General features: G+C 69.0%; 19 protein-coding genes and 3 pseudogenes. 9 read left to right on the forward strand and 13 right to left on the reverse strand.

Annotated features, from left to right (window positions below; translation table 11 throughout):
• Positions 1-212: pseudogene (locus HC022_RS05830) on the forward strand (holo-ACP synthase); the annotation flags it as partial.
• Positions 213-355: 143 nt separating this feature from the next.
• Here the strand turns inward: HC022_RS05830 and HC022_RS05835 are convergent.
• From HC022_RS05835 to HC022_RS05850, 4 genes are all read right to left on the reverse strand, one after another.
• Positions 356-928 (reverse strand): cob(I)yrinic acid a,c-diamide adenosyltransferase, encoded by a 573-nt coding sequence (locus HC022_RS05835; protein WP_167451772.1) that lies wholly within the window; start codon positions 926-928, stop codon positions 356-358.
• A 2-nt stretch (positions 929-930) separates the two neighbouring features.
• A complete protein-coding gene (locus HC022_RS05840; protein WP_008887325.1) occupies positions 931-1,134 on the reverse strand; it encodes a twin transmembrane helix small protein in 204 nt (67 codons plus the stop codon).
• A 62-nt stretch (positions 1,135-1,196) separates the two neighbouring features.
• The gene (locus HC022_RS05845; protein ID WP_167451773.1) at positions 1,197-2,030 is read right to left on the reverse strand and encodes an SDR family NAD(P)-dependent oxidoreductase; all 834 of its coding nucleotides are present in this window, start codon (positions 2,028-2,030) and stop codon (positions 1,197-1,199) included.
• 63 nt (positions 2,031-2,093) lie between these two features.
• Complete coding sequence (locus tag HC022_RS05850; RefSeq protein WP_167451774.1) at positions 2,094-2,759, reverse strand: SH3 domain-containing protein; 666 nt, start codon at positions 2,757-2,759, stop codon at positions 2,094-2,096.
• Between the two features lie 182 nt (positions 2,760-2,941).
• Between HC022_RS05850 and HC022_RS05855 the strand changes: the two genes are divergently transcribed.
• From HC022_RS05855 to HC022_RS05880, 6 genes are all read left to right on the forward strand, one after another.
• On the forward strand, positions 2,942-5,365 hold the full coding sequence (locus HC022_RS05855) for a DNA topoisomerase IV subunit A (protein WP_167451775.1): 2,424 nt from the start codon (positions 2,942-2,944) through the stop codon (positions 5,363-5,365).
• 81 nt (positions 5,366-5,446) lie between these two features.
• A complete protein-coding gene (locus tag HC022_RS05860) occupies positions 5,447-6,670 on the forward strand; it encodes a DUF898 family protein (protein WP_167451776.1) in 1,224 nt (407 codons plus the stop codon).
• A 3-nt stretch (positions 6,671-6,673) separates the two neighbouring features.
• Positions 6,674-7,795 (forward strand): M48 family metallopeptidase, encoded by a 1,122-nt coding sequence (locus HC022_RS29795; RefSeq protein ID WP_167451777.1) that lies wholly within the window; start codon positions 6,674-6,676, stop codon positions 7,793-7,795.
• A 222-nt stretch (positions 7,796-8,017) separates the two neighbouring features.
• Positions 8,018-8,776: an electron transfer flavoprotein subunit beta/FixA family protein gene (locus tag HC022_RS05870; protein WP_167451778.1), complete on the forward strand. Its 759-nt coding sequence runs from the start codon at positions 8,018-8,020 to the stop codon at positions 8,774-8,776.
• Complete coding sequence (locus tag HC022_RS05875) at positions 8,776-9,702, forward strand: electron transfer flavoprotein subunit alpha/FixB family protein (RefSeq protein ID WP_008887101.1); 927 nt, start codon at positions 8,776-8,778, stop codon at positions 9,700-9,702. Before HC022_RS05870 ends, HC022_RS05875 begins: the two co-directional genes overlap by 1 nt.
• A 178-nt stretch (positions 9,703-9,880) precedes the next feature.
• A complete protein-coding gene (locus tag HC022_RS05880) occupies positions 9,881-10,447 on the forward strand; it encodes an NADPH-dependent FMN reductase (RefSeq protein ID WP_008886484.1) in 567 nt (188 codons plus the stop codon).
• 78 nt (positions 10,448-10,525) lie between these two features.
• Here the strand turns inward: HC022_RS05880 and HC022_RS05885 are convergent, their stop codons facing one another.
• The 4 genes and pseudogenes from HC022_RS05885 to HC022_RS05900 all read right to left on the reverse strand — a co-directional run bounded on the left by HC022_RS05885 (position 10,526) and on the right by HC022_RS05900 (position 14,413).
• On the reverse strand, positions 10,526-12,211 hold the full coding sequence (locus HC022_RS05885) for a capsule biosynthesis protein (protein WP_167451779.1): 1,686 nt from the start codon (positions 12,209-12,211) through the stop codon (positions 10,526-10,528).
• Positions 12,189-12,848 carry an ABC transporter ATP-binding protein gene (locus tag HC022_RS05890; RefSeq protein ID WP_167451780.1) on the reverse strand — a complete coding sequence of 220 codons (660 nt, stop codon included), beginning with the start codon at positions 12,846-12,848 and terminating at the stop codon, positions 12,189-12,191. The genes HC022_RS05885 and HC022_RS05890 overlap by 23 nt, the downstream gene beginning before the upstream one ends.
• Before the next feature lie 233 nt (positions 12,849-13,081).
• Positions 13,082-14,070, reverse strand: a pseudogene (locus HC022_RS05895) (permease).
• The gene (locus tag HC022_RS05900; RefSeq protein ID WP_167451781.1) at positions 14,063-14,413 is read right to left on the reverse strand and encodes a helix-turn-helix transcriptional regulator; all 351 of its coding nucleotides are present in this window, start codon (positions 14,411-14,413) and stop codon (positions 14,063-14,065) included. The pseudogene HC022_RS05895 and the gene HC022_RS05900 overlap by 8 nt, the downstream one beginning before the upstream one ends.
• Positions 14,414-14,519: 106 nt before the next feature.
• Here HC022_RS05900 and HC022_RS05905 point away from each other — a divergent pair, with 106 nt between their 5' ends.
• Together HC022_RS05905 and HC022_RS05910 are read left to right on the forward strand one after the other, a co-directional pair.
• Entirely contained in the window at positions 14,520-15,116 is a 597-nt protein-coding gene (locus HC022_RS05905; RefSeq protein WP_167451782.1) for a uracil-DNA glycosylase family protein, read from the forward strand.
• Positions 15,113-15,904 (forward strand): SseB family protein, encoded by a 792-nt coding sequence (locus HC022_RS05910; RefSeq protein ID WP_008886775.1) that lies wholly within the window; start codon positions 15,113-15,115, stop codon positions 15,902-15,904. Before HC022_RS05905 ends, HC022_RS05910 begins: the two co-directional genes overlap by 4 nt.
• A gap of 16 nt (positions 15,905-15,920) precedes the next feature.
• Here the strand turns inward: HC022_RS05910 and HC022_RS05915 are convergent, their stop codons facing one another.
• The 5 genes and pseudogenes from HC022_RS05915 to HC022_RS05935 all read right to left on the reverse strand — a co-directional run bounded on the left by HC022_RS05915 (position 15,921) and on the right by HC022_RS05935 (position 22,053).
• The gene (locus HC022_RS05915) at positions 15,921-16,928 is read right to left on the reverse strand and encodes a P1 family peptidase (RefSeq protein ID WP_167451783.1); all 1,008 of its coding nucleotides are present in this window, start codon (positions 16,926-16,928) and stop codon (positions 15,921-15,923) included.
• A gap of 429 nt (positions 16,929-17,357) precedes the next feature.
• Positions 17,358-18,098, reverse strand: coding sequence for an SDR family oxidoreductase (locus HC022_RS05920; protein WP_167451784.1), 741 nt, complete (start codon positions 18,096-18,098; stop codon positions 17,358-17,360).
• 93 nt (positions 18,099-18,191) lie between these two features.
• Positions 18,192-19,637, reverse strand: a complete 1,446-nt coding sequence (locus tag HC022_RS05925; RefSeq protein WP_167451785.1) for an aldehyde dehydrogenase family protein — start codon at positions 19,635-19,637, stop codon at positions 18,192-18,194.
• Positions 19,615-21,241: pseudogene (locus tag HC022_RS05930) on the reverse strand (ABC transporter ATP-binding protein). The gene HC022_RS05925 and the pseudogene HC022_RS05930 overlap by 23 nt, the downstream one beginning before the upstream one ends.
• Positions 21,238-22,053: an ABC transporter permease gene (locus HC022_RS05935; protein ID WP_008886646.1), complete on the reverse strand. Its 816-nt coding sequence runs from the start codon at positions 22,051-22,053 to the stop codon at positions 21,238-21,240. The pseudogene HC022_RS05930 and the gene HC022_RS05935 overlap by 4 nt, the downstream one beginning before the upstream one ends.
• Between the last annotated feature and the right edge of the window lie 11 nt (positions 22,054-22,064).

A 22,064-nucleotide genomic window follows, 5' to 3' on the forward strand; every position in this document is an offset into this window, starting at 1 on the left:
CCGGGCTGCGCATGGGCATATCGTGGAAGGACATGGCGGTGACCAACCTGGCCAGCGGCCAGCCGGTGATGCACGTGAGCGGCTGGGCCAGGGAGCGGCTCGACGCAATGACGCCGCCGGGACACGAGGCCATCATTCACGTGACGCTGACCGACGATCACCCCTGGGCACAGGCCTTCGTGGTGATCGAAGCACGGCCGGTCGGGGCCTGAGCCGGCGCCTGGCGAGGCTTGCGTCGCGCCGTGCGGGAAGGGCGGGATGCCTCCGGCGGGAGTTTGTCTGGCAAGATGAAGGGGCGGGCGCGCAAATTTCGGGAGCGCGCGCCACGTGTGTGGGTGTTTTTTCGCCGCTTTGACTAGCGGTTGGCGCCCGGGACCCAGAGCACGTCGGCGCGGCCGTTGTCGTTGGCGATGCGCGAGGCCACGAAGAACCAGTCGCTGAGCCGGTTGAGGTATTTCACCGCGTGTTCGTTCACCTCCTCGACGGAGCCGAGCTCTACGGTGCGGCGTTCGGCCCGGCGTGCGACCGTGCGGCAGACGTGCAGATGCGCCGCCAGCGCCGAGCCCCCGGGCAGCACGAAGCTGCGCAGCGGCTCGAGATCGGCGTTCATCGCGTCGATCTCGGCCTCTAGCCGGTCGACCTGCGCGGCAACCATGCGCAACACCGGGTAGCCGGCCTCGGCGTCCTTCGAGATGTCCGGGCGACCGACATCGGCGCCAAGGTCGAAAAGGTCGTTCTGGATCCGCGCCAACGCCTCGGCGAGAGCGCCCTCGGCGTGGTGCCGGGTCACGCCCAGCGCCGCGTTGAGCTCGTCGACGGTGCCATAGGCCTCGACCCGTGCATTGAACTTCGGCACCCGGGTGCCGTCGACCAGCGCGGTATCGCCCTTGTCGCCGGTGCGGGTGTAGATCTTGTTGAGCACGACCATGGTCAGCCTCCCCTGCGGATCAGGACGAAGATCACGATCAGCACCACCGCCACGAACTGCGCGATGATGCGCCAGCGCATCGCCTTGTTTGCATATTTCTTGTTGAACTCACCGCCCTTGGCAAAGGAGCCGATGCCGAAGAGCAGGATCAGGACGACCACCAGCATGACGCCGGCAACCGCCAGGAACAATGGATCGTCTCGCATCTCGTCTCTCCCTCCCAGGCTTCGCCAGAGACATAGCCGGTCGCGACGGAAAAGCGAACCGCCTATCGGGCGCGGTCGATCAGCGCATCCAGCGCCGTGGTCGGCAGGATCCGCCGCAGTCGCCCCATCAGGTGGGTCGGCACTGTCACGTAGTAGCGCGGCTTCGGGCGCGGGTGCTCCAGCGCCTTGGCCAGCACGTCGGTCACCGCCGAGGGCGGCAGCTCGAAACGGTCCTTCGAGGGCGAAGCGTAGAGCCGCCTGAGCAGCGAAGCCTCGTACTGGGCGGCGCGGGGAGAGGCCTTCCAGTCGAGCCATTTCTCGAAATAGGGCACCGAGTTGGCGCGGATCCGCGAGGTGATCGGGCCGGGCTCGATCAGGATCACCTTGATGTCGGTGTCGCGCATCTCGATCCGCAGCACGTCGGTCAGCCCTTCGAGCGCGAACTTGGACGAGACATAGGCTCCGCGCCACGGCATCGGCACCAGCCCCAGCACCGAGGAGCAGTTGACGATCCGCCCGTGCCCCTGCCGCCGCATCACCGGGATCACCGCGCGGGTGAGCGTGTGCCAGCCGAAAAAGTTGCCCTCGAAGATCTCGCGCAGGGCGCCGGTGGGCAGGTCCTCGACCGCGCCGGGCACCGCGAAGGCGCCGTTGTTGTAGAGCGCGTCGAGCGTGCCGCCGGTCGAGCTGAGCACCTGGTCCAGGGCGCGGGTGATGCTGGCCTCGTCGGTGTAGTCGAGCTGGGGGCTCTCGAAGCCCTCGTCGCGCAGGCGTGCGCAGTCCTTCTCCTGCCGGCAGGCGGCGAAGACGCGCCAGCCGCGGGCGCGCAGCCCGTGCGCCGCGTCATGGCCGATCCCCGAGGAACAGCCTGTGATGAGAACGGATCTGCCGGTCATGCGCGCCCTTTCCTGCCTGTCGCGACCGGCGTAAGCCAGCCCGGCAGGGGGCGCAAGCGTGGCTCAGTCGGCGGCCACGCGCAGGAAGTCGTCGGACATCCAGCCGACTCGGTTGCTCTCTGTCACCTTGAGGCGCACCCAGCCTTCGCCGGGATCGGCGAGGACCTCGACCGAGGCGCCGCGGCTCAGCTGGTCGACCACGTGAAAACGGGTGCCGGGGCCGTTGCGCATGTTCACCAGCGTGCCGGTGACCTTGCGCATGTCGGGCAGCACGGCCAACTCGGCATCCTCGGGCGCGGCATCGCTGGTGGTGGCCACCGCGGCAAGCTGGATGGCCTCGCCGCCCTGTGCCGCGTCGATCGCGGCGCCGGGCGAATCCATGGGCCGCACCGAGGCGAGCGTGATGTCGAGTTTCGGAACCGGACTGGTCTCGGGCCGGGCCTTCGGCTTGGCGGTCTGCGCGAGCGTCTGGGCGTCGGTCGTCTTCAGGTCGCTGCCGGTCGAGACCGTCGCGGATGCCGGCACGATCCGGGCCTGCCCGATCTTCGCCTGTGCGACGGTTGCGAGAGTGGCTGCATCGGTGCTCCCACGAGAGACCTCGGGCATGGGGGCCGTCACGGCAGAGGCCATCTTTTCGGTGCGATGTTCGGCCCCGAAGTCGGCGCCGCCCGACATCTCGTACCAGGCGACTCCCAGCAGGCCGAAGGTAACCAGAATATAACTCTTCATCTCAAATTCTCCCGCCACAGTTACCGCGAAGGGACCAATGGCACCGCGCCGCGAAAAAACCCTGCAACGCCGCTGTCAGAGTATCAGATTCCCGCGACGTCTCTAAGGGAATTCCGTAAAAATTCGTCCCGCCGGACGGCGACCGCTTTACCGGCGCTCTCGCCGCTTGTATCTCACAATCTATGAATGACATCGTCGATGACCCCAATATGAACCCCCGTAACGTGGCCGAGCCGCTTCGCCGTGCCATCGGCGAGCGCTACCTGACCTACGCGCTTTCGACGATCATGAACCGGGCGCTTCCTGACGCCCGCGATGGGCTGAAGCCCGTTCATCGTCGTATCCTATATGCAATGCGCAGGCTCCGGCTTAGTTCCTCCGGAGGCTTCCTGAAGTCCGCAAAGATCAGCGGCGACACCATGGGCGACTTCCACCCGCACGGTGACGCGGCGATCTACGACGCCATGGCGCGCCTCGCGCAGGACTTCACGATCCGCTACCCGCTGGTCGACGGTCAGGGCAACTTCGGCAACATCGACGGCGACAACCCGGCGGCCTCGCGCTACACCGAAGCGCGCATGACGATCATGGCCGAGGCGCTGCTCGAGGGGCTCGACGAGGATTCGGTCGACTTCCGCCCGAACTACGACGGCCGTCTCGAAGAGCCGACGGTGCTGCCCGCCTCCTACCCGAACCTGCTGGCCAACGGTGCCAGCGGCATCGCGGTGGGCATGGCCACCAACATCCCGCCGCACAACATCGGCGAGCTCATCGACGCCTGCCTGCATCTGATCAAGACGCCGGACGCCCGCGACGAGACCCTGCTGAACTACGTGCCCGGCCCGGACTTCCCCACGGGCGGCGTCATCGTCGAGCCGCGCGAGAACATCGCCGAGGCCTACCGCACCGGCCGCGGCTCGATCCGCCTGCGCGCCAAATGGGAGGTCGAGGACCTCGGCCGCGGCATGTGGCAGGCGGTGGTCACCGAGATCCCCTACCAGGTGCAGAAGTCGAAGCTGGTCGAACGGCTGGCCGAGCTGATCCAGACCAAGAAGGTGCCGATCCTCGCCGACATCCGCGACGAGAGCGCGGAAGACGTGCGCATGGTGCTGGAGCCCAAGACCAAGAACGTCGATCCCGACGTCCTGATGAACATGCTGTTCCGCAACAGCGACCTCGAGATCCGCTTCTCGCTGAACATGAACGTGCTGATCGACGGGCTCACGCCCAAGGTCTGCTCGCTCAAGGAGGTGCTGCGCGCCTTCCTCGACTTCCGCCGCGACGTGCTCTGCCGCCGCTCGCGCCACCGGATGGCGAAGATCGACAACCGGCTGGAGGTGCTCGAAGGCCTGATCATCGCCTTCCTGAACCTCGACCGGGTGATCGACATCATCCGCTACGACGACGACCCCAAGGCCGCGCTGATGTACGAGGACTGGTCGAAGCCCCACCAGGCGACGATCTCGCGCGCGACCGACGACAGCGACTACGTGTCGCCGCTGCTGGGCATCGACGTGAAGGCGCTCGAGCTGCGGCCCGATCCCGAGGCGGTGGCCCGTGGCGTGCTTGCCGACGAGGGCGGGCCGGGCACCATCCCGCAGCGCTTCGGCGGTCGCTCCGAGGGGCTCTCGGACGTGCAGGCCGAGGCCATCCTGAACATGCGCCTGCGCAGCCTGCGCCGGCTCGAGGAGCTCGAGCTGGTCAACGAGCGCGACAAGCTGATGGAAGAGCGCGCCGGGCTCGAGGACCTTCTGGCCAGCGACGAGCTGCAGTGGAAGCGCATCTCCGAGCAGCTGCGCGAGGTGAAGAAGAGCTTCGCCAAGGATCTCGACCGTGGCGCGCGCCTGACCTCCTTCGCCGAGGCGGGCGAGGCCGAGGAAGTGCCGCTCGAGGCGATGATCGAGCGCGAGCCGATCACCGTGGTGTGCAGCCAGATGGGCTGGATCCGCGCCATGACCGGCCACATCGACCTGAACCGCGAGCTCAAGTTCAAGGACGGCGACGGCCCGCGCTTCGTGTTCCACGCCGAGACCACCGACAAGCTGCTGGTCTTCGGCACCAACGGCCGCTTCTACACCCTCGCGGCGGCGAGCCTGCCGGGCGGGCGCGGCATGGGTGAGCCGCTGCGCCTGATGGTCGACCTGCCGAACGAGGCCGAGATTCTCGACATCTTCATCCACCAGCCCGACCGCCGGCTGCTGGTGGCCTCCTCCGCCGGCGACGGTTTCGTCGTACCCGAGGCCGAGGTGCTGGCCCAGACCCGCGCCGGCAAGCAGGTGCTGAACGTCAAGGACGGGGTAAAGGCAAAGGTCTGCAAGCCGGTCTCCGGCGACGCCGTGGCAGTGGTGGGCGAGAACCGCAAGGTGCTGGTCTTCATGGCCGACGAGCTGCCCGAGATGGGCCGCGGCAAGGGCGTCCGCCTGCAGAAGTACAAGGACGGCGGCATGTCCGACGTCACCACCTTCACCCTTGCAGACGGCCTGTCGTGGCGCGACCCGGCCGGGCGCACCCGCACCGAGACCAATCTCGAAGAATGGATCGGCAAGCGCGCGACCTCGGGCCGGATGGCGCCGCGAGGCTTCCCGCGCGACAACACCTTCACCTGAGCCCAACGCGGCTTTCGGTCCTGCCTCCGGGCGGGACCTGACACCCTGAGCCCATCCCCGCGGGCAGCAAGGCAATTCGGCATGAGTGACGGCAATTACGCCCACGGAGACTACACCGGCGACGGCAAGGCCCTGTTCTTCCTGGCCCTGCGCACCGGGCTCCTGACGTTCTTCACCCTCGGCATCTACCGTTTCTGGGCCAAGACCCGGATCCGCCGCTTCATCTGGTCTTCGACCCGGCTCGACGGCTCGCGCTTCGAATACACCGGCACCGGGCTCGAGAAGTTCCTCGGCTTCCTGATGGCGGTGGTGATCCTCGCGGTCTACCTCGGCCTGATCCAGATCCTGCTGTTCTGGTTCGGCATGACCATCTTCGCCACCCCGGCAAGCCCCGAGCAGGCGCTCGCGCAGAGCATCGGCTTCTCGCTCTCGGGTCTCGCGGTGCTGCCCTTCGTGTTCTTCGCCATCTACCGCGCCCGGCGCTACCGCATGGCCCGCACCCGCTGGCGCGGCATCCGGTTCGGCATGGAGAAGAACGCCTGGGGCTACGCCTTCCGCGCCATGGGCTACTGGGCGCTGACCCTGCTGAGCCTCGGCCTGCTCACCCCGCTGATGACCTTCCGGCTCGAGAAATACATGACCGACCGCACCTGGTTCGGTGACGCCCGCTTCGAGCAACAGGGGCGCTGGACGGCGCTCTATGGCAAGATGAAGCACGTCTTCATCGGGCTTGCCCTGCTCATCGCATCGGGCGTCGGCTTCGTGCTGAGCGCCGACGGCTTCTCGGGGCTCACGCTGCTGGCCATCCTCGCGATTCCCGTGGGCGTGGTCTGGTTCGGAATCGGCCTGATCTCGTACAACGTCCAGAGCTTCGCCTATCTCGCGCAGAACAAGACGCTGGGCGAACGCATCGCCTTTCACGCGGAGCCCCGCACCAAGGACATCATCCTCGCCTACATCGTCGGCAGCATCGTGCTGGCGATCGGCCTGTCGGTCGCCACGGCGGTCTGGGGCGGTCTGGCGGCGGCGCTGCTCTCGGGCGTGGATTTCGAGACCGCCGGCCCGGGGTTCCAGCCCGCGATGGTCGCGCCGATCCTCGTCACCGCGGCGGGCTACATGCTGACACTGATCGCGGCCCATGCCGGCGCGCTCGCGGCGATCACCCAGCCCATCATCAGGCACTACGTGACCACGATGACGCTCATCAACCTGCCCGCGCTCGCCTCGATCCAGCAGCGCGCCTCGGACCCCGGCGCCGATGCCGAGGGCTTTGCCGACGCGCTCGACATCGGCGGGGCGATCTGACCGGTGCAGGGCGAGGCGTATCTCTACGACGGACGCTCGGCGATCCGGCACCGGGTCGACGTGACGCTCACCGAACGGCGCGACGCGCTCGTGATCTCCGGCGATGCCCTGCCCGAACCGCTGGTCTGGCCGCTGCCGGACCTGCGCGCGCTCGGCGATCATCCGGACGACAGCCAGATCATCCTGACCCGCCATCTCGACACCGAGGACGAGACCCTGCGCGATCAGGCAAGGCTGGTGATCGACGACCCCGAGATGGTCACCTGGCTGCGCCGCACCCGCCCGCGCCTGCACCGGCGCGACCTGCGCAATGGCACGTGGCGGCGGATCTGGCTGAGCCTCGGCGGGGCCGTCGCGGCGGTGCTGCTGATGGTCTTCGTGATCCTGCCGGCGCTGGCGGGCACCCTCGCCGAGCTGCTGCCCGTCGAGAAGGAGATCGCCTTCGGCCGCAGCGTGAAGGCCCAGATGGAGCGCATGTTCGGTGCCGAGGAGAACGGCGCGCTCGACTGCGACGCGCCCGCGGGCCGCGCCGCGCTCGACCGGCTGGTGGCGCGGCTGACCGAGGGGCAGGACATCGGCTACCCTCTCGAGGTGACGGTCATCGAGCACGGAATGATGAACGCCTTCGCCGTGCCGGGCGGGCAGATCGTGGTGATGAACGGGCTGCTCAAGGGCGCCGAGACCCCCGACATGGTGGCCGCGGTGCTCGCGCACGAGATCGGCCACGTGGCGCACCGCGACCCGACGCGAAACGCCCTGCGCGCCGCCGGATCGGTGGGCCTGCTGGGGCTGCTCTTCGGCGATTTCACCGGCAGCGCGGTGATGGTGCTGCTGGCCGAACAGCTGGTCAACGCCAGCTACACGCAGGACGCCGAGGCGCAGGCCGACGCCTTCGCCTTCGACACCCTCGTCGCGGCGGACCTGCCGCCCGCGGCGCTCGCCGAGATGTTCGAGACCTTCCGCAAGGAATACGGCGACGTCTCGGGCCCGATGGCGCATTTCGCCTCGCACCCGCGGCTGGCCGAGCGCATCGAGGCCGCCCGCGACGCCACGCCGGCGGAGCTGGCCCCGCGCCCCGCGCTGACCGAGACCGAGTGGCAGGCGCTCCGGTCGATCTGCGATTGACGTCAGGGAAGACAAAAGGTGTTTCTTTCGAGTATTTTCGGAAAGAACACGGGGCACCGGTGGCGTGATTGGGCCCCGGACAGACACGAAACGCGGCGTCCATTTGGCGCTAACAGGTCGTTTTAGCTCTGTTTCCCCTGCCTTTGGTTCGTTATCACCCCACAGGAGAGACAAAACTCGGGAGTCGCGCCCGCCGCGACGCATCAAGGGAGAGAACCACCGATGAAGGTGCTTGTGCCTGTCAAACGGGTGATCGACTACAACGTGAAGGTCCGCGTGAAAGCGGACGGCAGCGGTGTCGATCTGGCCAACGTGAAGATGTCGATGAACCCCTTCGACGAAATCGCGGTCGAGGAAGCCATCCGTCTCAAGGAAGCCGGCAAGGCCTCCGAGGTGATCGTCGTGTCGATCGGTGTGAAGCAGGCGCAGGAGACGCTGCGCACTGGCCTCGCGATGGGCGCCGACCGCGCCATCCTGGTGACCGCCGCCGAGGACGTGCACGAGGACATTGAGCCGCTCGCCGTGGCCAAGATCCTTGCCGCCATCGTCAAGGAAGAAGAGCCGGGGCTGGTGATCTGCGGCAAGCAGGCCATCGACAACGACCTCGGCGCCACCGGCCAGATGCTGGCAGCCCTGACCGGCTTGGCGCAGGCGACCAACGCCAACACGCTCGAGGTCGCGGACGACAGCGCTACCGTGGCGCGCGAGGTCGACGGCGGCCTGCAGACCATCAAGGTCTCGCTCCCGGCGATCATCACCACCGACCTGCGTCTCAACGAGCCGCGCTACGCTTCGCTTCCCAACATCATGAAGGCGAAGAAGAAGCCGCTCGACGAGAAGACGCCCGCCGACTACGGCGTCGACGTGTCGCCGCGTCTCGAGGTCGTCAAGACCGCCGAGCCGGCAGCGCGCGCGGCAGGCATCATGGTGGGCTCGGTCGACGAGCTCGTGGCGAAACTGAAAGACGCGGGGGCGATCTGATGGCTGTTCTTCTTCTTGCAGAAATCACCGACGGCGCGCTGTCGATGGACGCCACCGCCAAGGCCGTGGCCGCCTCGGCCCCGCTCGGCGACGTGACGGTCCTGGCCGTCGGCTCCAAGGCCAAGGACGCCGCCGCCGAGGCCGCGACCATCGCCGGTGTCGCCAAGGTGCTGGTCGCCGAGGATGCAATCTACGGCCACCGCCTCGCGGAACCCACCGCGGCGCTGATCGTGAGCCTCGCAGGCAACTACAGCCACATCGTGGCCCCGGCCACGACCGACGCGAAGAACATCCTGCCACGGGTTGCCGCGCTGCTGGACGTGATGGTTCTGTCCGATGTCACCTCGGTGGTGGATGCGGATACCTTCGAGCGCCCGATCTACGCCGGCAACGCCATGCAGACGGTGAAGTCGAAGGATGAAACGAAGGTCATCACCTTCCGGACCTCGACCTTCGAAGCGGCTGCCACCGGCGGCGCGGCCCCGGTCGAGGACGTGGCGGCGGCCGAGAACCCCGGCCTGTCAGAGTGGCTCGAGGACAAGGTCGCGGAGAGCGACCGCCCCGAACTGACCTCGGCCAAGATCGTCGTCTCCGGCGGTCGCGGCGTTGGCTCGGAAGAGGACTTCGCGATCATCGAGGCGCTGGCGGACAAGCTCGGCGCAGCCGTTGGCGCATCGCGCGCTGCGGTCGACTCGGGCTTCGCGCCGAACGACTGGCAGGTCGGCCAGACCGGCAAGGTCGTGGCGCCGGATCTCTACATCGCCTGCGGCATCTCAGGCGCGATCCAGCACCTCGCCGGCATGAAGGACAGCAAGGTCATCGTCGCGATCAACAAGGACGAGGAGGCGCCGATCTTCCAGGTTGCCGACTTCGGCCTCGTCGCCGACCTCTTCGAGGCCGTGCCCGAACTCACCGGCAAGGTCTGACCCCTTTCACGAAACACCCGCGAAGGCCCGCCCCACCGGCGGGCCTTTTGCTTTTGCACATACGAACGGGCGGCACGTGCAGCCACGCACCCGACCTGTGCGGTTCCGGCCATTGCCGCAGTGCGGCAAGTGATTAGCTTCCACACCAACAGACAGTCTCACCGAAAAGGAGAATCTCATGGCACTGAAGCTCAAGATCGTCACCTCGAGCACCCGCCCCGGCCGCATCGGCCCGATCGTCAGCAACTGGGTCGCCGCCCAGGCTGCCGCCCATGGCAAGTTCGAGGTCGAAATCCTCGATCTCGAGACCTTCGGGCTGCCGCTCCTCGACGAGCCGAACCACCCGGCGATGCAGGCCTACACCCAGGACCACACCAAGGCATTCAGCGCCGCCGTGGCCGATGCCGACGCCTTCGTCTTCGTGACCCCGGAATACAACTCGTTCCCGCCGGCCGCGGTCGTGAACGCGCTGCAGGCGCTCGTCCTCGAGTGGGAGCGCAAGCCCGCGGGCGTCGTGTCCTACGGCGGCATCTCGGGCGGCCTGCGCGCCGCGCAGGAGCTGCGCATGCTGCTCGCCAACATGAACATCATGCCGATCAAGCAGGTCGTGCCGATGCCGATGGTCTTCGGCGACATCACCGAGGAAGGCGCCCTGTCGCCGAACGAGGAAGTCGCGAAGGGCACCACCGGCATGCTCGACGAGCTGCTGGTCTGGGCCGAGGCGCTGGCTCCGGCACGCGCCTGATACATCAGCCTTCGGGCAGGGAAAGGCCGCCGGGGATCTCCTCGGCGGCCTTTTTCATTGTCTCGCGCGATCCGGCCGTCAGCTCGCCACCTGCTCGCGCAGGATCGAAGCGGTGAGCGAGATCATCAGGTAGACACCCGAGAAGATCAGGAAGGCGAGAATGGTGTTCTCGAACTTGCGCGGGTAGCTCGGGTCCTCGGAGGCCACAGGCACCACCGAGGTGGTCAGGTAACGCGCCTGGCTGTCGGCATCGCGCCGCGCCTGCGCCAGCCGCTCGAGCGCGGTCTGCAGCATCAGGTCGCGGGTCGAGAGATCCGCCTCGGCCAGCTTGATCTGCACCGCGATCTCGGCCAGCGAGTTCTCGCCCGAGGTGGCGCTGGTCATGTCCGCGTTCAGGTCTGCCAGCAGGGTCTCGAGCCGCCGCACGTCGCCCCGGGCGCCCTCGACCCTGGCGCTGTTCGGCCGGGCGTTGTCGAGCAGCGCCTGCAGGGTGAGCTGCTTTTCCTGCAGCTGCACCTCGACATTGCTGATCTGGGTGCGCAGGGCGGCGATGCGGCCCTCGGGGTCGACCACCGAGCCCTCCTGCTGCAGCCGCACCAGCCTCTCCTGCGCGTCGTAGCGGGCCTGCTCGGCCTCCTCGAGACCGCTCTCGGCGTCGGTCACGGCGTTGGAACGCTTGCGCAGCGACAGGTTGTCGACGCGGTCCTCGGCGTAGCCGATCAGCGCCCGGCTGAAGCGCGCGGGTGTCTCGGGGTCGGCGGCCATGATCTCCATCTTGATGACGCCTTCGGTCGGGTCGTAGCCGATCTCGATGTTGCGCTTGTAGAGCGTGTAGGCCTCTTCGTTCGACGCGCCCGAGTCGAGCCGCTGGATCGGGTCGATCCAGTCCTGCTCGTAATGCGCCTTGAACCCCTCGTCGCTGTCGAGGCGCAGCATCGCGTCCTTGGAAAGCAGGTAGCTCTGCACCGCGATGGCGTCCTGGTTGGTGGCGAACTGGGTGCCCGAGAACAGGCTGCCCATGGAGCTGGCCGAGCTCTCGGCCCTGAGGATCAGGAACTCGGACCTGGTCGAGAACATCGGCGTCGCGACCACGTAGAAATAGTAGCCCGCGAGGATCGTCGGCAGCATCACGAAGAAGGCCAGCCGCGTCAGAAGCAGCACGAGCTTCTTGCGCCGCCGCGTGGCAAGCTCGCGCTGGATCTGCAGGATCTCGGCGGCGCGACGCTCGGCCGGGCTGGCGATCCGGGTCGAGGGCAGATGCGCCTTGCCGCCCGCCGGAACCGTCTGCGGCAGTTGCACACGCGGATCCGGACGCGGGGCCGAGGCCTGACCCGCGGCCCCCCCGGCGGGAGGCTGCCGCCCGCCACCCCCGGTCCCACCCGCGTCGGGCACCACGAGCTCGAGCATGTTGCTGCGCTTGAACGGGTCGATCCCGCGCGCCCGAAGCAGCCGCACGGCATCGAAATCGGTCGCCGGCGCGAAGCCATGCTTCTGCGCCACCCGGCGCGCCATGCGCAGTTGCCGCGCGGTGAGCCCTTCGCTGCGGATGGCGTCCACCTCGGTGCCGCCCCTCGCTGGCGCGGCGGGGCTGTCGTCACCGGCGAGGGGCGCGAATTCGGGGCGCAGCGGCGCCTCCTGCGGGCGGGGAGCCACGGGGCGGGCCTGCGTTTTCGTGCTCTGGGGGCGCGGCGCGTCCGGCGCGGCCCCCTCCCCGGCCACGCCGCGGCGGGTGCGGAATTTCTTAGCCTTGGGTTTCGTAGTCATAGAGCTGCTTCGCTTCTTCCAAGGTTTCAAACATGTGCAACTTGCCGTCCATCAGCACCGCCGCCTTGCGCGCGAACCGCTCGAGGATCTGCGGCTGGTGCGAGACGATCACGATGGTCGTGGTGCGCAGCCGTTCGGCAAGGACGTCACCGGCCTTGCGGTTGAATTCGACATCGGTCGAGTTCGGCATCCCCTCGTCGATCAGGTAGATGTCGAAATCGAGCGCCAGCATCAGCGCGAAGGTGAACCGCGACCGCATCCCACTCGAGTAGGTGCCGATGGGCTGCTCGAAATACTCGCCCAGCCCGCAGAGCCAGCGGCAGAAGCTCTCGACGTAATCCGGGTCGATGCCGTACATGCGCGCGATGAAGCGGGCGTTCTCGCGCGCGGAGATCTTCGAGATCACCCCGCCCATGAAGCCCAGCGGGAAGGACACCCGGCAATTGCGACGGATCTCGCCCTCGTCCGGTTTCTCGAGCCCCGCCATCATGCGGATCAGCGTGGTCTTGCCGGTGCCGTTGGGCGCGAGGATGCCGAGCGACTCGCCCAGGTCCACGCGGAACGACACCCGGTCAAGGATCACCTTGCGCCGGGTGCCGGTCCAGAAGGACTTGCTGACCATGTCGAACTCTAACATCACCGTTTCCCGGCTCTTGCCCGTCCTGCAATAGCAGAACGTGATTAAGCATGTCTTAGGTCGGGAATCTGGTGAGATTATGGCCCTGAGCGGAAACAAAGGAGTCTCCTGCCCCGGCGGATGTCACGATTGTTCGGCTCCGGCGCCGGGCGGACGGCGAAACCCCCGCCGGTTCGGGCGGGGGATGACAGGCGCGGCTTAACCCTGAATGACGCCGAGCGGCGCGGCCGGGATCATGCCCAGAGCCCCCAGCACAGCCCGGCGATCAGCGCGCCCAGCACCGCGTATCCGAGGTAGGCCGCGAAGACCCGCGGCTTCACCAGCGCCCAGACGGCGACGGCGGCGGGAATGCTGCTGACGCCGCCCGCGACGACGAAGCTCATCGCCGCCCCGGGCGCCATGCCCTGCGACAGGAGCGCGTCGACCAGCGGCACCGCAGCGTAGCCATTGAGGTAGGCAGGCGCGCCCACAAGCGCCCCGAGCAGCACCGGCCACGGCCCGCTGCCGCCCAGCAGCCCGGCGATGGCCTCGGCCGGGATATGGCGCAGCATCACCGCCTCGAGCAGATAGGCCAGCAGCAGCCATTTCAGCAGGAAGAGCGCGTTGCGCTCTCCTGCCAGAAGCGCCAGACCGGCCGGCCCCGGAATGGCGCCTTCACGCCACAGCAGCCACCCACCTTGGGCGCCACCCGCAGCGGATCGGCGAAGACCACGCTGCCTTTCAGCGCCATGGTCCCGAAGCCGCCCAGAAGCCCCATGCCGACCGCGGCCAGCGCCTTGCCGATGGCGAAATCCCAGCCCAGCGTTCCGGAGGTGATGAGGAACATCGCCGGATCCATCAGCGGCGAGGCCAGCCAGAACGCCATGACCGCGCTCAGAGGCGCCCCCACCGCCAACAGCGCCGCGATGAAGGGGATCACCTGACACGAGCAGAAGGGCGACAGCCCGCCCAGCAGGGCCGCGAAGACGATCATCCGGATCTCGCGCCCCTCGAAGGCCTTCGCCAGCAGGGTCTCGGCGCCGCTTGCCTTGACGAAGGCCACCGCCAGCACCGCGAAGACGATGAAGGGAGCGGTGCCCCGCAGCGCTTCCAGCGCAAAGCCAAGCGTGGGCAAAAACTGCGCGCGCTCGCCGATCGCCACCAGCGCCAGCAGCACCGCGCTCGCCGCCCAGGCCCGGTCGATCCTCGGCAGCCGCCGGGTCGGTGTCGTCGTGTCAGCCATGGTCGCTCTCCGTCCCGGCGCAATCGGCGCAGCAATGGGTCAGCAGGAATTCCGACAGTGCCCGCACCTCGTCATAGGCCGCGGCGGCGCAGATGATGCTGCGGCCGTCCCGCTCCTGCGTGACCAGCCCGGCGGCGGCGAGGATCCTGAGGTGGTGGGTCAGCGTGGACCCGGTTACCCCCGCGCGCTTGCCCAGCGCGCCGATGGGCATCCCCCCGGGGCCGGAGCGCACCAGCACCCGGAGCACGTTCAGGCGCTGCTCGGAGCCGAGTGCCGAGAACTTCGAGGCGGCAATTTCCAGCGCCATGTCGGGGCCGGATGCGATGGGCGAATCCTGTTTCATATTTCTAGCATTATCGAAATGATTGCATCCGGCAAGAAACATTTCGACGATTATCGAAATAAACGCAGGACTGGCAGCGTGCCCCATCGCGCATTAGCTCCAGTCTATGACCGACACGCTCGACGACCTGTCCACACGCCTCTCAGGCTGCCGCCTCTGCGCCGACCGCTTCGCCGCGACCGCGACGCGCCACGCCCCGCGGCCAGTGGTCTGGTTCGACCGCGGCGCCCGGCTGCTGATCGCGGGACAGGCGCCGGGGCTCAAGGTCCACGAACGCGGCCGCCCCTTCGACGATCCCTCGGGCACCCGGCTGCGAGACTGGCTCGGCCTCTCCGAGGCGCAGTTCTGGGACCGCTCGCGCATCGCCATCGTGCCCATGGCCTTTTGCTTTCCTGGCTACGACGCCAAGGGCGCCGACCTGCCGCCGCCACCGCTCTGCCGCGCCACCTGGCACGACGCGCTCTTCGAGGCGCTCGGCGAGATCCGCCTGCGGGTCTATGTCGGCGGCTATGCCCACCGCTACCACCTCGGTGCAAAGACCGGCGTCACCGAGACCGTCCGGGGCTGGCGCGACCACCTGCCCGACGCAATTCCCTTGCCGCATCCGTCCTGGCGCAATACGGCATGGCTGAAACGCAACCCGTGGTTCGCGGACGAGCTGCTGCCCGTCCTGCGCGCCCGTGTCCGCGAGGCAATGGAATGACCGAAATCACCCCGCTCGACGCCGCCCACGCAGCGATGGAGGCCGCACCGCAGGACGACGCGGCGCGCCTGAGATTCTACGAGAGGCTGGCCGATGGCGAGCTCTTCGTCCTGCTGGCGAAGGAGGCCGAGGGCGACAACATCGAGCCCGAGCTCTTCGAACTCGGCGACGCCAGCTTCGTGCTGGTCTTCGACCGCGAGGAGCGCCTGTCGCAATTCGTCGGCCGCGAGGCACCCTACGCCGCGCTCTCGGGCCGCATCGCCGCCAACATGCTGGCCGGTCAGGGCATCGGCCTTGCCCTCAACCTCGAGGTCGCGCCGTCGCAGATGCTGCTGCCCCCCGAGGCGGTGGACTGGCTCTCCGAGACCCTCGGTCACGGCCCGCAGGAGACCGAGGCACATATCGAAGAGGTAAGCCCCCCCGGCGGCCTGCCCGAGGTGCTGGTGACGGCGCTCGACACCAAGCTCGCCACCGCGACCGGCCTCGCCCGCTGCGCCTGGCTCGCCGGCGTCGCCTATTCCGACGGCACCCGCAGCCACCTGCTGGCCTTCGCGGGCACCGTGCCCGGCGCCGAAGAGGCGCTGGCGCGCGCGGTGAACGAGGCGCTGGTGTTCTCGGGCATCGAGGCGGGCGCGCTCGACGTCGCCTTCGTGCGCGACAGCGACCCGCTCGCCGCCTCGCTGACCCGCGTCGGCCTGCGCTTCGACCTGCCCGAGCCCGAGGCCCCGGCCAAGGTCGAACGAATCGCCCCGGGCTCCGACCCGAAGAGCCCGCCGATCCTGCGCTGATCCCCCGGCGCGCCCGCTAGAGCCCGAGATCCTGCCGCAGCGTCGGCAGGGTGTCCCCGGGCGCGGGCACGGCCTCCCACACCGCCCGCGCGATGGCCCGCGCAAGGCAGAGGCTCGCCGCGTGGCCGATCTCCGCCAGCTGCATGGGCGCCCCGTCGAGGGGCCTCGCCCCGGTCGCCGCGGCAAAGACGAGATCGCCGTCCATCGGCGAATGCGCCGGCACGATGGCGCGACCAATGCCGTCATGCGCCGCCACCGCCATGCGATGACACTGCGCCTTGTCGAGCGCGGCGTCGGTGGCGACCACGGCAATGGTGGTGTTGGCCTGCGCCATCTGCGCCATCGCCGCCATCCGCCTGCTCTCGGGCGGCGGCACGTAGCCTGAGGGATCGCCACCGAGCCCGCCGAACTCGGCGTCCATCTCGAAGGGCGCCGCCCAGAAATGCCGCCCCGAGGGCGTGGTGACGCTCCCGATGGGATTCGCTGCCACCAGCGCCCCCACGGTGATGCCGCTCTCGAGCACGAGGCTGGCCGAGCCCAGCCCGCCCTTGTGCATCGCGGTCAGCGCCCCGGTGCCGGCCCCGGCGCTGCCCAGCGCAACCCCTTCGCCCGCCGCCGCGAGCGCCGCCCGCCCCAGCGCCGGATAGGGGTTCACCCCCCAGTCCTTGTCGCCGCCGTTCAACAGGTCGAAGAGGATCGCCGCCGGCACGATCGGCACCCGCGCCGGGCCGACCGCAAAGCCACGCCCGGCCTCGTGCAGCGCGTCCATCACGCCCTGCGCCGCCGCCAGCCCGAAGGCGCTGCCCCCCGAGAGCACCAGCGCATCGACCCCGGGCGCGGACTTGTCGGGCGCCAGCAGGTCGGTCTCGCGGGTGCCCGGGGCCCCGCCCATCACCGCCACCGAGGCCACCATCGGCGCCGCCGCCGTGACCACCGTCACCCCGGATTTCAGCGCCGCGTCCTGGGCATTGCCGACCCAAAGACCGGCCACGTCGGTGATGAGATTCCGGGGTCCCGGGCGCATGTCGATCCTCCAGACTGATCCTGCCGCAGTCTTGGCAGTCCCTCTCCCGGGCGCAACCCCGCCCCTCCATCTCGCCCGATAAACTCCGGGTAAGTCCGCCGCACGCGGACGGGGCAGAGCCCGCTGCTCATCCGTAGCTTGCACCCGCCAAACGTCGATGGGGTGTTCTCGCTCCACCCGCCTCGCGAAGGACGTCTCTCCAGCGAAGACCGCCTCCCCCCGGCGCAACCCGGCCCCTTCATCTTGCCAGATAAACTCCGGGGGAGTCTCCGCAGGAGACGGGGGCAGAGCCCCCTCTTTCCTCGCCTCAAGCCTCGAAACGCAGACGCCTCTTCTCCCCCAACCTCCCTTCACCCGGACAACACCCACTCCCCGGACACGCCCTGGCAACCGCCACCGCGGAACGGCCGCAACCAACCGGACAGACCGTCAGATGCAGCGCCCGCCATCGACCTCCATGCAGACGCCGGTGACCATCGACGCCTCGTCCGAGCAGAGGTAGAGCGCCGCGTTGGCCATGTCCTCGGGCGTCGAGAACCGGCCCAGCGGAATGGTCGAGAGGAACTTCGCCCGCATCTCCGGGGTATCCTCGCCCATGAAGCTCGCCAGAAGCGGCGTGTCCCCCGCCACCGGGTTCAGCGCGTTGACCCGAACCCCGGCCGGCGCCAGCTCAATGGCCATGGCGCGCGTCGCGGTGTTCATCCAGCCCTTCGAGGCGTTGTACCAGTTGAGCCGGGGCCGCGGCGACACCCCGGCTGTCGAGGCCACGTTCAGGATCGCCCCCGCGCCGCGCTCCTTCATGTGACCGACGAGCGCCCGAGAAGTGAGGTAGACCGACTTGCAGTTCACCGCGAAGACCCGGTCGAAATCCGCTTCCGAGACCTCCTCCATCGGCGCCGGCAGGTGGGTGATCCCGGCGTTGTTCACGAGAATGTCGACCTGCCCCATCTCCGCCATCGCGGCCGAGACCATCTCCTCCACGCTGGCACCGTCCGCGACGTCCACCCGGCAGGCGATGCCGCCGCAGGCCGAGGCCACGCGCTCGGCGCCGTCCATATTGATGTCCGCCAACATCACGCGGGCGCCCTCGGCCGCGAAGCGCACAGCGATGCCCTCGCCAAAGCCCGATCCCGCGCCCGTCACGATGGCGCATTTCCCCTGCAATCTCATCGAAATCTCCTCCCTCGATCCTGCTAAACGCATCTCGGGGGCACCCCGCGCCCGACAGCACACGAGCGACGGCCCCCCCCCGAGAAAACCACCTCACCCGTGCCGCGCCGCCACGGTCTTGAGCACCGAGAAGCCGTAAAGCGCCTCGAAGCCCTTCTCCCGACCGTGCCCGGACTTGCCGACACCGCCGAAGGGCAGCTCCACCCCACCTCCGGCGCCGTAATTGTTGAGAAACACCTGCCCCGCCCGCAGCTTCCGCGCGAGCCGCATCTGGCGCGCCCCGTCTTGGGTCCAGACGCTGGCCACGAGCCCGTAATCGGTGCCGTTGGCGATCTGCACCGCCTCCTCCTCGGTGTCGAAGGGGATGATGACCTGCACCGGCCCGAAGACCTCGTCGCGGGCCAGCACGTGATCCGGCGGCACCGGACCGAAGAGCGCCGGGCGCACGTAATTGCCGCCCTCGGGCAGCCCTTCGGCAAACTGCGCCTGCGCCAGCAGCGGCAGGTCGGCCCCCTGCCCGAGGAAGCCCTCGACCCGCGCCTTCTGCCGTGCGTTGATCAGCGGGCCGATGTCGCGGTCGTCCATGGCCGGGCCCACCACCTTGGCGGCATAGGCCTCCGCCATGCGGCGGCTGACCTCGTCCAGAACCTCGCGCTGCACGAGGATGCGCGACGAGGCCGAGCAGGTCTGCCCGGCGTTCTGCAACCCCGCGTTCACGAGAAACGGCAGCGCCGCGTCGAGATCCGCGTCCGCGAACACCAGCTGCGGCGACTTGCCCCCGAGCTCCAGCGTTACCGGCACCACGTTGGCCCCCGCCGCCTGCTGCACGGCGACGCCCGCGCCGACCGAGCCGGTGAAGCTCAGGTGCTGGATGCCCGGGTGCCCGGCCAGCGCCGCCCCGGCCTCGGCCCCCAGCCCCGGCACCACGTTCAGCGCGCCCGCGGGCAACCCGGCCGCCTCGGCGATGCGGGCGAAGGCGAGCGCCGTGAGGCAGGCGTCCTCGGCGGGCTTCAGCACACAGGCGTTTCCCATGGCAAGCGCCGCACCGACCGACCGGCCGATGATCTGCATCGGGTAGTTCCACGGCACGATGTGGCCGGTGACCCCGTGCGGCTCGCGCAGGGTGTAGACGGTGTAGCCGTCGAGATAGGGGATGGTCTCGCCGTGGATCTTGTCGGCGGCTCCGCCGTAGAACTCGCAGTAGCGCGCCAGCGCCACCGCGTCGGCCCGCGCCTGCGTCAGCGGCTTGCCGACGTCGCGGGCCTCCATCGCGGCAAGCTCGTCGACATGCTCGAGCACGCGCTGCCCGATGCGGGTGAGGATGCGGCCGCGCTCGGTGGCGGTGAGGCGCCCCCATTCGCCCTCGAGCGCCGCCTGCGCGGCGGCCACGGCATCGTCGATGTCCGAGGCGGTGCCCCGGGCGATGCGGCCGATCTCTTCGCCGGTGGACGGGTCGTGCAAAGGCAGGGTCTCCGGCGTCGCACGCCAGCTGCCACCGATCAGGATGCGATCGGTCTCATGGGACAGGGTGTCCAGCATCGGTGTCTCCTCCTCCCGATGGCTGCGGCAAGGACGGCGCCGCGGCTATGAGAGATTTGGTATACCAATGCTGCGGGTTGTCAAATACCGCGTCGGTCGGCCCCTGCTCGACAATCTCGCCGGCGCGCATCACCAGCACCCGGTCGGTGATCCCGCGCACCACGCTGAGATCGTGCGAGATGAAGAGGTAGGTGAGCCCGTGACTCCGCGACAGCCCCGCGATCAGGTCGAGGATCTGCGCCCGCACCCGCACGTCCAGCGCCGAGACCGCCTCGTCGAAGATCACCAGCTCGGGCCGGATGATCAGCGCGCGGGCGATGGCGATGCGCTGTCGCTGGCCACCCGAGAAGGCGTGGATGTAGCTCTCGGCGTGTTCGGGCTTCAGCCCCACGGCGGTGAGCGCCTCGGCGATGGCCGCGTCGCGGGCGGCGCCCTTGGGCGGGTCGGGCAGCAGGTGGAAGGGCTCGCACACGAGCCGCCCCACCCGGTGGCGCGGGTTGAACGAGCCGTAGGGATCCTGGAACACCACCTGCACGCGGCGGCGCACCTCGGGGTCGGGGCGGCCATGGCTGAAGACCGCGCGACCGTCGAGACTGATGCTGCCCCCCTGCACCGGCTCGAGCCCGAGGATGGCGCGCGACAGGGTGGACTTGCCGCAACCGGATTCGCCCACGAGCCCGACGCGCTCGCCGCGCCGGATCTCGAGGCTGACGCCGTTCACCGCGACATGATCCTCGCGCGGGCGGAACAGGCGGCGCGGCCCCGGGTAGCCGCGGGTGACCCCGTCGACGCTCAGCAGCGGCGCCTCGGCGCGCGCGGGCGGCAGGTCGGCACGGTGACGCGACGCCTCGAAGAGCTGCCGCGTGTAGGGGTGACGCATGGTGCGCAAGAGCGTCGCGGTCTCGCCCTGCTCGACGATCTCGCCGTCCTTCATCACCGCGATGCGGTCGGCCATCTCGGAGACCACGCAGAGGTCATGGGTGATCATCATCAGCCCCATGCCCTCGTCCCGGACGAAGCCGCGCAGAAGCTCGAGGATCTGCGCCTGCGTGGTGACGTCGAGCGCGGTGGTGGGCTCGTCGGCGATCAGCAGCCGCGGCCGCAGCGCGATCGCCATGGCGATCACCACCCGCTGCCGCTGCCCGCCGGACAGCTCGTGCGGATAGCGCGTCGGCGGCACGCCTGCGGGCCTCGGCGCGCGGGGCGGCCTTGTGGATCAGGATGGTCTCGGCCACCTGGTCGCCGATGCGCTGCACCGGGTTGAGCGCGGTCATCGGCTCCTGAAAGACCATGCCGATGTCGCGGCCCCGCAGGGCGCAGAGCCTTTCCTCGGACAGGCTCAGCAGGTCGGTGCCGTCGAAGCGCAGCGCACCGGTGGTCTCGGCGGCGAAGGGCAGAAGCCCCATAGCGGCAAAGGCGGTCATCGACTTGCCCGAGCCGGATTCGCCGGTCAGCGCCACGATCTCGCCCGGCGCAATGGTGAGCGAGACGTCGCGAAGGATCTGCCGGTCGTGGATGCGCATCGACAGCCCGTCGACGTGCAGCAAGGGGCACGTTGCGGGCTGCGTATCGCGCGGGGATGTCCGGACCGAGGACAGGCTCATGCGCGCACCACCCGCAGGCGGGGGTCGAGCCGGTCGCGCAGCCCGTCACCGAGAAGGTTCAGGCCCAGCACCATCAGGACAATGGCGAGCCCCGGCATGATCGCCACGTGCGGCGCCAGCGCCACCATGGTCTGCGCATCCGCCAGCATCCGGCCCCAGGACGGGATCGGGGGCTGCGCGCCGAGCCCCACGTAGGAGAGCCCCGCCTCGGCGAGAATGCCGAGCGAGAACTGGATGGTGCCCTGCACGATCAGCAGGTTGGCGATGTTGGGCAGGATGTGCTCGGCGCTGATGCGGGGGGCGGTCTTGCCGGCGACCCGGGCGGCGAGGATGAACTCGCGCTTCCAGAGGCTGAGCGCGGCGCCGCGGGAGAGGCGCGCGAAAACCGGGATGTTGAAGATGCCGATGGCGATGATGGCATTGGTGGCGCCGGGCCCGAGGATGGCGGTGATGAGGATGGCGATCACGAGGCTCGGGAAGGCGAAGACGAGGTCGTTCATGCGCATGATGGCCTCGTCGAGCCAGCCGCCATGGCGGGCGGCGGCGGCAAGCCCCAGCGGCACGCCCGCGCCCATGCCGATGCCCACGGCGACCAGCGCAACCGCGATGGAAGTGCGCGCGCCCACCATGATCATGCTCAGGATGTCGCGGCCGAAATGGTCGGTGCCGAACCAGTGCGCCGCCGAGGGGGTCTGCAGCCGGTTGGCGATCTGCATCGCCTCCGTGTCGTAGGGCGTCCAGACATAGGACAGCAGCGCGGCGGCGAGGAAAAGCGCGGTGAGCGCACCGCCGAGGACAAGGTTGCGGGTCATCGGCTTGTCCC

The sequence above is a fragment of the Salipiger sp. HF18 genome (assembly GCF_011806505.1).
GTDB classification, from domain to species: Bacteria; Pseudomonadota; Alphaproteobacteria; order Rhodobacterales; family Rhodobacteraceae; genus Salipiger; species Salipiger thiooxidans.